The sequence below is a fragment of the Carboxylicivirga taeanensis genome (genome assembly GCF_051851475.1).
GTDB lineage: Bacteria > Bacteroidota > Bacteroidia > Bacteroidales > Marinilabiliaceae > Carboxylicivirga > Carboxylicivirga taeanensis.
In genome coordinates this window covers 23007-34751 of record NZ_JBPUSJ010000008.1, presented here as the reverse complement: position 1 = coordinate 34751, position 11745 = coordinate 23007, and the positions used below count along the sequence as shown (strand labels likewise).

General features: G+C 41.4%; 9 protein-coding genes. 8 read left to right on the top strand and 1 reads right to left on the bottom strand.

Translation table 11 applies throughout. The features are described 5' to 3' along the window. Positions 1-92 precede the first annotated feature (92 nt). From ACSX1H_RS12745 to lpdA, 5 genes are all read left to right on the top strand, one after another. Entirely contained in the window at positions 93-1178 is a 1086-nt protein-coding gene (locus ACSX1H_RS12745; protein ID WP_439184444.1) for a DUF1573 domain-containing protein, read from the top strand. A 74-nt stretch (positions 1179-1252) separates the two neighbouring features. Continuing rightward, entirely contained in the window at positions 1253-2365 is a 1113-nt protein-coding gene (gene meaB / locus ACSX1H_RS12740) for a methylmalonyl Co-A mutase-associated GTPase MeaB (RefSeq protein WP_439184443.1), read from the top strand. A gap of 173 nt (positions 2366-2538) precedes the next feature. Continuing rightward, positions 2539-3639 carry a redoxin domain-containing protein gene (locus ACSX1H_RS12735; RefSeq protein ID WP_439184442.1) on the top strand — a complete coding sequence of 367 codons (1101 nt, stop codon included), beginning with the start codon at positions 2539-2541 and terminating at the stop codon, positions 3637-3639. A gap of 153 nt (positions 3640-3792) precedes the next feature. Beyond that, on the top strand, positions 3793-4890 hold the full coding sequence (locus ACSX1H_RS12730; protein ID WP_439184440.1) for a redoxin domain-containing protein: 1098 nt from the start codon (positions 3793-3795) through the stop codon (positions 4888-4890). Positions 4891-5083: 193 nt separating this feature from the next. After that, complete coding sequence (gene lpdA / locus ACSX1H_RS12725) at positions 5084-6475, top strand: dihydrolipoyl dehydrogenase (RefSeq protein ID WP_439184439.1); 1392 nt, start codon at positions 5084-5086, stop codon at positions 6473-6475. A 93-nt stretch (positions 6476-6568) separates the two neighbouring features. On the opposite strand, the gene ACSX1H_RS12720 is transcribed toward lpdA, so the two are convergent. Next, a complete protein-coding gene (locus ACSX1H_RS12720; protein WP_439184438.1) occupies positions 6569-8050 on the bottom strand; it encodes a sensor histidine kinase in 1482 nt (493 codons plus the stop codon). Between the two features lie 191 nt (positions 8051-8241). Here ACSX1H_RS12720 and ACSX1H_RS12715 point away from each other — a divergent pair, with 191 nt between their 5' ends. From ACSX1H_RS12715 to ACSX1H_RS12705, 3 genes are all read left to right on the top strand, one after another. Next, positions 8242-10017 (top strand): alanine/glycine:cation symporter family protein, encoded by a 1776-nt coding sequence (locus tag ACSX1H_RS12715; RefSeq protein ID WP_439184437.1) that lies wholly within the window; start codon positions 8242-8244, stop codon positions 10015-10017. A 5-nt stretch (positions 10018-10022) separates the two neighbouring features. Next, positions 10023-10553, top strand: a complete 531-nt coding sequence (locus tag ACSX1H_RS12710; protein WP_439184436.1) for an RNA polymerase sigma-70 factor — start codon at positions 10023-10025, stop codon at positions 10551-10553. 73 nt (positions 10554-10626) lie between these two features. Beyond that, the gene (locus tag ACSX1H_RS12705; protein ID WP_439184435.1) at positions 10627-11613 is read left to right on the top strand and encodes a FecR family protein; all 987 of its coding nucleotides are present in this window, start codon (positions 10627-10629) and stop codon (positions 11611-11613) included. The last annotated feature ends 132 nt before the right edge of the window (positions 11614-11745 follow it).

Genomic DNA, 11745 nt, shown 5'->3' with positions numbered 1-11745 from the left:
CAAAGATTGTAACGCCTTTACTTATTCTGCGTAAATAAAAAGTATTTTGAATTAAATACGACTTTGTAATCTAATTAAAACTCAACTTTCAGATGAAGAAGTTAATGGTATTTTCTCTGCTGGTAAGCACCTGTTTACTGGTCAGTAAAGCACAGCATGCAAAGCCTAATTTGGTCTTTGAAGAAGTCATTCACAATTTTGGTGAAGTAAAAGAAGATGGGGGTACAAAAACTTATGAGTTTAAATTTAAGAATACAGGTGGCCAGCCACTGGTGGTTCATAATGTAAAAGCGTCGTGTGGTTGCACCACCCCACAATGGACCCGTCAACCAATACCTCCGGGAGGCTCCGGGTATGTTAAAGCGATATTCGATCCACGCAATCGTCCTGGTAACTTCAATAAAACCATTACGGTTTTATCAAATGCCTCTAACGCCACAGTTGTGTTGCGCATCAATGGAAAAGTATTGCCGCGTGAAATGACTACGGAGGACATCTATCCCCGAAATATGGAAGTGATTCGCCTGGAAACATCTCATCTGGCTTTTACAAAAATGACACCAGAGCAGGTGAAAGAAGAAAAGATTAAAATTATCAGTACATCAGATAAACCTGTTAAGCTCGGATTTCTCAATGTGCCTGCACATATTAAAATAAGCTGCGAACCTGAGGTGCTTCAGCCAGGTCAAACTGGGCTTATAAAAGCCAGTTACGATGCCAAGGTTAAAAACGACTGGGGCTTTGTAACCGATAACATCTTTATCATTTTTAATGATGTGCGTAATTATAGCAACCGACTAACGGTAAGTGCATCTATCGAGGAGGATTTTTCTGCCTGGGATGCCAACATGATGAAAAATGCGCCTGTAGCAACATTTACTGAGAAAAGCTGGAACTTTGGTCAAATCAAACAGGGAGATGTGGTGAAACACCAGTTTGTTGTTAAAAACAGCGGTAAGAAAGAGTTGATTATCCGTAAAGTGAAGGCATCGTGTGGTTGCACGGCCATCAAACCGGCTAAAACCATTCTTGCTCCCGGTGAGTCCACCAGCATCGCGGCTGAATTTAATTCACGCGGCAAAAATGGGCGTCAAACCAAAACTGTTCGCATCGTTACCAACGATCCTAAGAATACCACTGTTACATTGATGATTACAGGGAATGTAGCAATTAATTAAATAGTGTACCAACTAAAAACGAAGGAGAGGAGCGCTGCTTTCCTCTCCTTTTGTTTATTAAGATAATGATAGACATGGCAACTAAAGATGATCACCACATAGAAAATGATCCTGCATATAAAGGATTAAAGGTTAATAAAGGGGTGGAGGGTGCTCCATCTATAAATCCTGATATCAGCAAACGCATTATTAAGCGAAAAAGGCAACTGTCTGTTGATGAGTATGTGAATGGTATTTTAGAAGGCAATGTAACGATTTTGAGTCGTGCCGTCACCATGGTTGAAAGCTCACTGCCAGAGCACCAGTTAATTGCTCAACAGATTATAGAACGCTGTTTACCATATGCGGGAAAAAGCATTCGCCTGGGTATTACAGGGGTTCCCGGAGCCGGCAAAAGTACTTTTATTGAGTCCATGGGGATGCACATCATCAAAAACGGCGGCAAACTGGCTGTTTTGGCCATTGACCCATCCAGCGAGCGCTCTAAAGGAAGTATCCTCGGAGATAAAACCCGAATGGAAAAACTCTCTGGAGAGAAGGATGCTTACATTCGCCCTTCGCCTTCGGCAGGTTCACTGGGCGGTGTGGCACGTAAAACAAGGGAAACAATTATTTTATGCGAAGCCGCTGGCTTTGATACCATTTTTATTGAGACAGTTGGCGTAGGCCAGTCAGAGACCGCGGTTCATTCCATGGTCGATTTCTTTTTACTACTTATGCTTGCAGGTGCCGGCGATGAGTTGCAAGGTATTAAGCGAGGCATAATGGAAATGGCCGATGCGATTACGATTAATAAGGCCGATGGACAGAATGTGAGCCGGGCTAAGCTGGCTCAGGCCGAGTACAGAAATGCCCTGCACCTGTTCCCACCCACCAAATCAGGGTGGAAGCCTGAAGTCAAAACTTGTTCATCATTATATCATCAAGACGTTGATAAAATATGGGACATGGTGCTGGAATACGTAAATTTAACCAAAGAGAACGGATATTTCGAAGCTAACCGACGTTCGCAGGCAAAGTATTGGATGTATGAGAGTATTAATGAGCAATTACGAAATAACTTCTATCATCATCCGTTAATTAAAGAAGCCCTCATTGCTAATGAGAATCAAGTGTTAAATGATGAGAAAAGTTCATTTATGGCCGCTAAAGATTTATTGGATGCCTATTTTGAGCAATTACAATAAGCAGTGCTTTTAATTACCTGATAACCGCTTAAGTTAATGGTATCTGGTTATATTTGTAAAGTAAAGAATTAAAATAAACGAGTAAAAACAGGCATGGTGACAATTATAACACGGAAAGATAGTTGTATGATGCGAGTTCCATGTTACTATTTAAAATGAAAAAAAGTAAACGAATGAAAAATGTTTTGTTAGCAATCTTAAGTGTTGCAATGCTGGTTGGATGCCAGTCTAAATCGTATGAAGTAACCGGAACACTTGAAGGTGCTACATCAGAAAGAGTTATTTTAAAAAAGATTAGAAAAGGACAACCCGTAAATATTGATACCACCGAAATGGTTAATGGTGTATTTACTTTTACTGGAAGTGTAAATGCTCCTGAGTTATATTTTGCCGCAGTAGATGGTCAGCAGCAACCCGTAGTGTTTTTTATCTCAAACGATAAAATAAAAATTACAGGTCATGTTGATAAACTAGCTGAAATTGAAGTTAGTGGCTCTGAATTAACCAATCTGTTCACAAAATTCAATGATGAAGTTCCCGGACAAGAGCGTACCAAAGAATTACAGCAGGAATTTCAAATGGCTTACATGAGTCAGGATAAGGATAAGCAAAAACTTATTGAGGAAGAGATGCAATCCATTATGGAAGATCAGCGTGCCTATTTTAAAAAGTTTCTTGATGAGAATACCTCTAATGAGTTTGGGTTGTTTCTGGCTTTAAACATGGCGCCGTCTTTGGATTTGGAGCAATTAAAAGAGCTAATGGCTAAGTTTGAACCAACCATGAGAGAACATCCCTATTTTAAGGAAATTAAAGACCTAATTGCCCCCTTAGAGGAATTTGAGAAAGCACAAGCCGCTACAGAAGTAGGCGCTGAAGCCCCTGAATTTACGCTAAAAAGCGTTGAAGGAGAGGATGTGTCATTAAGTGATTTCAGGGGTAAATATGTTTTGGTTGATTTTTGGGCCAGTTGGTGTCAGCCTTGTCGTCAGGAAAATCCAAACGTAGTGAAGGCCTACAAAGCGTTTAATTCTAAAGGCTTTGAAGTGCTAAGTGTTTCTGTAGATGGAAATCACGAGGCCTGGAAAAAAGCCATCAAAGAAGATGGAATGACCTGGTCACATGTTATTGCCGACGAGGCTTCAGGGGTAGCTCAAATGTATGGTATCCAAAGCATACCAAGCACTTTCCTGTTGGATAAAGAGGGCAAAATTGTAGCTAAAAACCTAAGAGGCGAAGCCTTGGAAAATAAGCTTGCTGAGTTACTTAACTAAGCAGCGATAGATATATTAACTAAAAAAAGCTACCTGTTTCAAGGTAGCTTTTTTAGTAGGTACATTTTGATATGTACCGGCTCGCAATTATATTTGCTTTCAGTAAAAACAACCCAGGCTGTTGAATAATCAATAGTCATAAACATTCATTAAATGAAAAACCTATTATTTGTTGGGGTTACAATCATGGCCATACTTACTTCGTGTGGGCCTAAAACCTCTAGTTTTAAATTAACCGGTAAGCTCGATGGAGCGGCTGATAAGGTAGTTGTTATCAGTGTATATGACCAAAACGGGATTAACGTTAAAGATACAATAGAAATAACAGATGGGGCGGTTAACTATACAACAGAATTGGCCGAGCCTGTTTTTGTAATGATTGGTGAAGCGGGAACCCGCAACACAGTTAACTTTTTTGCCGAGAATGCCGATTTCACAATCAACGGGAGTCTGGAAAATATTAAAGATGCTGAAATAACCGGTGGGGCAGCCTTTAATGTGTACAATTCCGTTAATGATTTATCAAAAGAGATTAACAAAAAGAGTGACGAGCTTAAAAAAGCCTACGGTGAAGCTGGTCAGGCAGGTGATACCACTAAGCAAAAAGCCATTTATGATGAGTATCAGGCCAACCAGAAAAAGTTAGAAGAGGCACAACTGGAAGTTGTTAAAGCTAATCCAACTTCGCCTGCATCTGCTTTCATTATTTCTAACGTATATGGTTATGCTTCGGTTGATGAAATGAAAAAAGGATTGGCAATGCTGGACGAGTCCTTAGCTTCATCAACTTACTATAAATCATTAGACGAGAAAGTTAAAAAACTGGAAGCTGTTGCGGTTGGTCAAATGGCTCCTGATTTCACCATGAATGATCCAGAGGGTAATCCTGTAAAGTTATCTTCATTCAGAGGGAAATACCTGTTGGTGGACTTTTGGGCGAGCTGGTGTGGTCCATGTCGTCGCGAAAATCCTAATGTGGTAAAACTGTATGATGAGTTCAAAGATAAAGGCTTTGATATTTTGGGCGTTTCATTGGATCAGAAGAAAGATGCGTGGTTAAAAGCAATTGAAGATGATAAACTCTCATGGAACCATGTTTCAGACTTAAAAGGTTGGGGTAATGAAGCGGCTAAACTGTATGCTGTTTCAGGAATTCCTCACACCGTTTTACTGGATAAAGAAGGAAAAATCATTGCAAAAAACTTACGCGGTGATGAGCTGCATGCAAAGGTGGCTGAATTGGTGAAATAAGTAATTTGCTAATTATAAGATATTAAGGAGGCTTTTGGCCTCCTTTTTTTGTTTCAATACTTGATATTTATCCTTTTATTTCAAACTCTCGGCTCCTAATTTTGTTAATGTAACTGATGCATCTTTTTGGGGACATCAGAAAATTTATACATTTGTTATTTAAAGTGTGTCTAAATAAGAAAAATACAATACAATGAATTACGATTTAATAGTTATCGGTAGTGGTCCGGGTGGATACGTTGCTGCCATCAGAGCTTCTCAATTGGGTTTAAAAGTGGCGGTTGTGGAACGCTCCGAACTGGGTGGTATTTGTCTCAACTGGGGATGTATTCCCACAAAATCATTGCTAAAAAGTGCCAATGTTTTCGAATACCTGAAGCATGCTGCTGATTATGGCGTCAAAATAGAAGGTGAGACCAGTGCTGATTTTGAGGCGATGGTTAAGCGTAGTCGAGGGGTGGCTGACGGAATGAGTAAAGGCATTCAGTATCTGTTCAAAAAGAATAAAATTGAAATTATTCAGGGAACTGGTAAGCTCCTAGGTAATAAGCAAGTGGAAGTAACCGACGAGAGTGGTGAAAAATCGGTTGTCTCAGCCGAAAGTATTTTATTGGCAACAGGGGCTCGCAGCCGTCAGCTGCCTAACTTACCACAAGATGGTGAAAAGGTCATTGGTTACCGCAAGGCGCTGACTTTGGACAAGCAACCAGAATCGATGATTGTGGTTGGTTCAGGAGCAATAGGCAGTGAATTTGCTTATTTCTATAATACAATAGGAACAAAGGTGACATTGGTTGAATACTTGCCTAATGTAGTTCCGGTAGAAGACGAAGAGGTATCAAAGCAATTGGGACGTTCCTTCAAAAAGGCTGGCATCAAAGTGATGACGGGTGCTGAAGTTACGCAAGTGGATACTTCTGGAGACAAGGTGAAAGTGGTTATCAAAACCAAAAAAGGAGAAGAAAATCACGAAGCAGATATCGTCTTGTCAGCTGTAGGTATCACCCCCAACCTGGAGAACCTTGGTCTGGAGGAAGTTGGCGTGCAGATTGAAAATGGACGTGTGAAAGTGGATGAGTTCTACCAAACAACAGTGCCAGGTATTTATGCCATTGGTGATATTGTTCCAGGTCAGGCTCTGGCGCACGTTGCTTCAGCTGAAGGGATTATCTGTGTGGAGAAAATTGCAGGTCATAGTCCTGAACCACTGGATTACGGAAACATTCCAGGATGTACGTATACATCGCCTGAGGTAGCTTCAGTGGGGATGACAGAAAAAGCGGCTAAAGAAGCTGGTTACGAGCTTAAAGTGGGCAAATTTCCATTTTCTGCATCAGGTAAAGCCAGTGCAGCCGGTCATAAAGATGGCTTTGTAAAGCTGATTTTTGATGCGAAATACGGTGAGTTGTTGGGCGCCCACTTAATTGGGGCCAATGTGACTGAGATGATAGCAGAGCTGGTAACAGCGCGTAAGCTTGAAACAACAGGACACGAAATAATTAAGGCGGTTCACCCGCACCCAACCATGTCTGAAGCTGTTATGGAGGCAGCAGCGGCAGCTTACGATGAAGTAATACATATCTAGTAAAATTACGATCAGATAACAGGGCCATCTCTTTACGGGGTGGCCTTGCTGTTTATGATTGAAAGTTAAACCAGGTGTGCTGCATGCAATTTGTTACTGTTTTTTCGCTGCCAGAACCGGCTCGCAATTCACTTTTGGAAAAACGATTGTAAAAGTACTTCCTTTACCGACTTCGCTTTCAACGCGAATTTCAGCATTGTTTCTATTGGCCAACTCTTTGCATAAGAGCAGCCCCAGGCCGGTACCAGGCTCATTGTTGGTGCCAGGCGTCGATATGTTGTTTTCAATACTGAACAGGCGACTAATTTGTTCTTCAGTCATTCCAATGCCGGTGTCGCTGATTTTAAGCAGGTCATAATGTTCTTCGGCATCCGTATAAATCCGGATTGTTCCCTTACTCGAAGTGTATTTTATGGCATTGGAAATGATGTTTCGTAAGATGGTTTTAATCATGTTACTATCAGCACAAACCGTTGCTTTTGGATTTACATCGTTTATCAGCGTTATACTTTTATGCGCCAGATTATGGCCTAATAATACCTCTGCTTCTTTCACTAAGGCAATCAGTCTTACCGGAATCACCTCCTTCTGAATCAGATTATTTTGCTGCCTTGACCAGTCCAGCAGGTTGCCCAGCAGATCAAGGCCTTGATGGGCCGAGTGCTGAATGGTCTTCAGAATCTCCTTGATGTCTTCCTTTTGGTAGTGCTGGTAATCGGCAAGAATAAGCTCGATGATTGAGGTTTGCGCAGCAAACGGTGATTTGAGGTCGTGTCCGATAATACTAAAAAGTTTATCCTTAGTCATATTTGCCTGCTGCAACGCTTCCTTTTGTTGTTCAATCAGTGCTTTTTGATCGGCCAGCTGTTTGTTAAGGCGCTTTTCCTTTCTGAGCTGAAGAGCGGCTAACTCATTTTTTTGTTTTTCCAGAGCCAGGTTTAACTCCGAGCTTTTGCGCAAGTTAAAGGTGATTAGGTGCTTTTCATTCAGCCGGTTGACCATTCTGGGAATGCTATACAGGAAATAGCCCATCACCAAAAGGTATGCACTTTTATAGATTTGTCCCGCCCAATTGGCCGAAGCTACTTTCTCCAACAAATCTGGCTCAATATGCGGATAGCGAAGTAAATAAATAGTATTAAAGCAGATAACGGTGTAGACCGTGGAGAAGACAACGAGTCTTTTATCATAGCGCAAAACCGAAAGGAGTATCAATAAAGGATATAGAAAGGTAGAAGCAGCCGTTGTAACGGCAATGGGTTTGAATAGAAAAGAATAGTTAAAAATATGAAGCGATAAGATGCTAATATCAATGGTGGCCGAGAGGAAGCGAATCCATGCGGCGCTGCCATACTTTCTTAGCAGAATATTTAAAATAGCATTGTATAAGATGTAAACACTGGCCAGTAAGAGTGAGGTTAAAGCCCTGTCAGTATCCCCGGAGTAGTAGATGTAGCCAATGAAAATAAGGATGACAGCAATCAGAACCCATCTGAATTTGATGACTTCCTGTTCGCCCCAAACGGCATCTTCTTTGAAGAGCTTAACAAATTGTTCAGAGTTAGGTTTTTGCATAGTACGAGGTTAAAAAAACAAAAATAATTTATTTTTTGTGATACCAACACTTAATTACGCCTATTGGCGATACGAGACTATCAGATAAAGGTTTTTGTTGATCGAGGTGCAAAATAAATTTGGTTTTATCAGGCTCAAGATTAATATTTGTTAACGAAAATCTACAAATCTTTAAATAAATCTTAAAATCTATGCAGGCAGTAAATGATTTCTTGCTATTGATTGACTCGTACATCGGTAGCCACTTATGGTTTGTTCTACTTTTATTGGGTACCGGTATTTTTTTCACTATCTATTTAAAATTTCCGCAGATACGATACTTCAGGTATGCCATTCGCATTGTACAGGGCAAATTTGATAAAGACGATGACGAAGGCGACACCTCCCATTTTCAGGCACTAACTACAGCTCTTTCTGGAACTGTTGGAACGGGCAATATTGCAGGTGTGGCATTTGCCGTTCACTTAGGAGGACCTGCTGCCTTGTTTTGGATGCTGGTAACGGCCATGTTTGGTATGACAACAAAATTTGTAGAAGTAACGCTCTCTCATAAGTATCGGGAGAAAGTGCAGGATGGAACCATTGCAGGTGGGCCAATGTATTTTATGCAAAAGCGGCTGAATATAAAAACACCTGGAGGTAAAACCATTAAAACGGGTTATTGGATTGCCGGAATTTTTGCCTTGGCAACAGTGCTTTCATCCTTTGGAACTGGCAGTCTGCCGCAAATTAACAGTATTTCTAACTCCCTATTTGCCACATTTGGTATCCCGCATATGATCACGGGTCTGGTATTGGCCATACTGCTTGGTTTTGTAATCATTGGTGGAATTAAACGGATAGCAATGGTGACTTCGCGCCTGGTTCCCGCCATGGCACTTATCTATTTTCTTGGTGCGATTTCCGTTATTCTGTTTAACTATCAAAACATATGGCCATCGCTGCAGGCTGTTGTGGGTGATGTTTTTACAGGCTCATCCGCCACCGGTGGCTTCTTGGGGGCCAGCATTGCCTTTGCCTTTAACAGAGGTGTTAATCGGGGGTTGTTTTCAAACGAAGCCGGACAAGGGTCTGCCCCAATTGCTCACGCAGCGGCCAAGGCACACGAACCTGTGTCTGAAGGATTGGTAGCTTTGTTGGAGCCTTTTATCGATACCATTATTATCTGCTCATTAACCGGTTTTGTACTTCTTTCATCGGGTGTTTGGAAAGATAAGGTGGACAACCGCTTCCAGGTAGCCGATTTACAGGTTGTTAACACCATTGCGGTTAGCGATCAGACAGACGAAGGGCGCAGACAGCTGGCTCAGCATCTAAACGGAGCAGAGCAGCTGCCTCTGTTTGATGGTACGCTTACGGTTAAAGATGGTCGGGTGAGTTCGCCGGTTCGCTTTATTCATGCCCGTTCGCTGGCCGAAAACGTAAGGGTTAAACAGGGGGCACAGCCCTATAACGGATCGTTGGAGGTTGTTGATGGAAACTTGATTATCAAGGATGGTGAGCAATCATTGCTAGAACGCATCAAAGCCCAGTTTTCACATAAAGGCAGTAATCAAATAGTGATAGAAGGCCGATCGCTGATTCACAGTGCCCCGCTAACAGCCATTGCTTTTACAAAAAGCTGGTTGGGCAATTTTGGTCAATACATTGTTTCCATCGGTCTGTTGCTTTTTGCTTTTTCAACGGCTATTTCCTGGTCGTATTATGGCGATAGGGCAATTACCTATTTATGGGGATCAAAATATGTACTGTGGTATCATTTATTGTATGTTATCGGGTTTTTTATTGCTTCCTTTGTGGATACAACAATTATTTGGACGCTTTCGGGCATTACTATTGCACTAATGACTATCCCAAATTTGTTGGGATTATTAATTTTGCACAAAGAGATGAAAACGGACGTTGGACTATTCTGGAAAGAATATAAAGAGCGTTTTCCAGAGGATAAAAAAGTGCCAAAGGACTAAAAACAATGCAGCAACCCAAGCAACTATCTACAAAAGAAGAATTTGAGCAGTTTTTTATAGCGCACCACAAAAATCTGGTGCGCTATGCATTAAAATTTGTGCATCGGAGCGATGTTGCGGCCGATATTGTGCAGGAGGCATTTGTTAAGCTATGGGAAAACAGAAACCATATACTGGCAACAATATCTTTGAAAGCCTACTTGTACAAGGTGGTTCATAATTTATCACTTAACTACATTGAGCAGCAAAAACTTCATGAGCACCATCACAATTCCATCTATACTGATCTGATGGAAATGGAAATGGATTACTACAAAGAGGAAAAGAGTATGTTGCAGGATGAGCGTATTGAGTCGGTGCAACGAATGGTGCGAGCCCTGCCAAAAGGATGCTATGAAATAATTGATCTGAGTCGTTTTCAGGGGCTGCGAAATAAAGAAATAGCAAAAAAATTAAATCTTCCTTTACGCACAATAGAAACTCGCATCTATCGATGTATGAGTAGGTTACGAGATATGATAAATAGTGCAGTGTAAAAAATTTATTTTTTTTCACATAAAATGACGTAGTTTATAACTTTCATCTGTCGTAGAGTCAGAAGCAAAACAGATGAATGAGTTGAACGACATAGAAACAATTGTAGTTAAAAGTCTGGATCAGACGGCGAGCGAGCAGGAGTTGAAGCAGCTTCATGCATGGCTCAAAGAATCGAAAGATAATCAGACAAGCTACTACCAGTTAAAAGATGTTTTTGACGCAACGTCAGACTATCAGATTCCCCAGACAGCCAAAGCCTGGAGACAACTGGAGCAAAAGACGAAGATAGCTGCAAAAGCACCTTATTGGCTAAAAGAAACCTTAAAAGTAGCTGCAGTGGCTGCGCTGGTATTCGTAGCGAGTTATCTGGCATTCATGCTCCCCAAGCACGATGGCTCCGATGTTGCTACAGCAAAAGTTATTGTTCCCAATGGCTCACAAAGTACGGTTATCCTGGCCGATGGCACAAGCGTACAGCTGAATGCCGGCTCTGAGCTGATTTATCCCTCCCACTTCGGGGGCGATGCACGAAAAGTACAGCTTAAGGGAGAGGCTTATTTCAAAGTACAGCACAATGCCAACCATCCCTTTATCGTATCTGCAGGTGAACTCGATGTTAAAGTTTTAGGAACCGAATTTAATGTTATGGCCTATTCGGAGGCCAGGCGCATCGAAACAACATTAGTTGATGGGAGCGTAGAGCTGACTGTGAGAGGAGCTGAAGTGGCCAAGTCACTCATTCTAAAACCGGGGCAAAAAGCAGTGCTGAAGAATGGTCAGCTAGATGTGTCGCCAGCCAATCTTGAACTGGAAACCACCTGGACCAATCATGGGTTTTACTTCCAGAGTACGGGGTTTGAAGAGCTAATCATGAAGCTGGAGCGCTGGTACGATGTTGACATTGTATTCGACACCAATGATTTCAAAGACATCACTTTCACGGGTAAATTCAAAAATAAAGAAACCATTTGGCAAGTGCTGGATGTGATACAAATGACAACGCCCGTTAAATACCATTCAAAAGATGGAAAAATATATGTAACACTCATAAAACCATAGCCTATGAAGTAGGGCCGCTAATAAACAAAAGCGGCCGGAGCGATGCGGCAACATCTATCCGGCCTGATAAATTTAAAACAAGTTTAAAAGTAAATCATTCAAAAGTATGAAAAAAAATTTGAATGGCATGAG

Coding starts and splice junctions, on each gene's coding strand:
- ACSX1H_RS12745 (WP_439184444.1), top strand. CDS start 93: ATGAAGAAGTTAATGGTATTTTCTCTGCTGGTAAGCACCTGTTTACTG.
- meaB (WP_439184443.1), top strand. CDS start 1,253: ATGGCAACTAAAGATGATCACCACATAGAAAATGATCCTGCATATAAA.
- ACSX1H_RS12735 (WP_439184442.1), top strand. CDS start 2,539: ATGAAAAATGTTTTGTTAGCAATCTTAAGTGTTGCAATGCTGGTTGGA.
- ACSX1H_RS12730 (WP_439184440.1), top strand. CDS start 3,793: ATGAAAAACCTATTATTTGTTGGGGTTACAATCATGGCCATACTTACT.
- lpdA (WP_439184439.1), top strand. CDS start 5,084: ATGAATTACGATTTAATAGTTATCGGTAGTGGTCCGGGTGGATACGTT.
- ACSX1H_RS12720 (WP_439184438.1), bottom strand. CDS start 8,050: ATGCAAAAACCTAACTCTGAACAATTTGTTAAGCTCTTCAAAGAAGAT.
- ACSX1H_RS12715 (WP_439184437.1), top strand. CDS start 8,242: ATGCAGGCAGTAAATGATTTCTTGCTATTGATTGACTCGTACATCGGT.
- ACSX1H_RS12710 (WP_439184436.1), top strand. CDS start 10,023: ATGCAGCAACCCAAGCAACTATCTACAAAAGAAGAATTTGAGCAGTTT.
- ACSX1H_RS12705 (WP_439184435.1), top strand. CDS start 10,627: ATGAATGAGTTGAACGACATAGAAACAATTGTAGTTAAAAGTCTGGAT.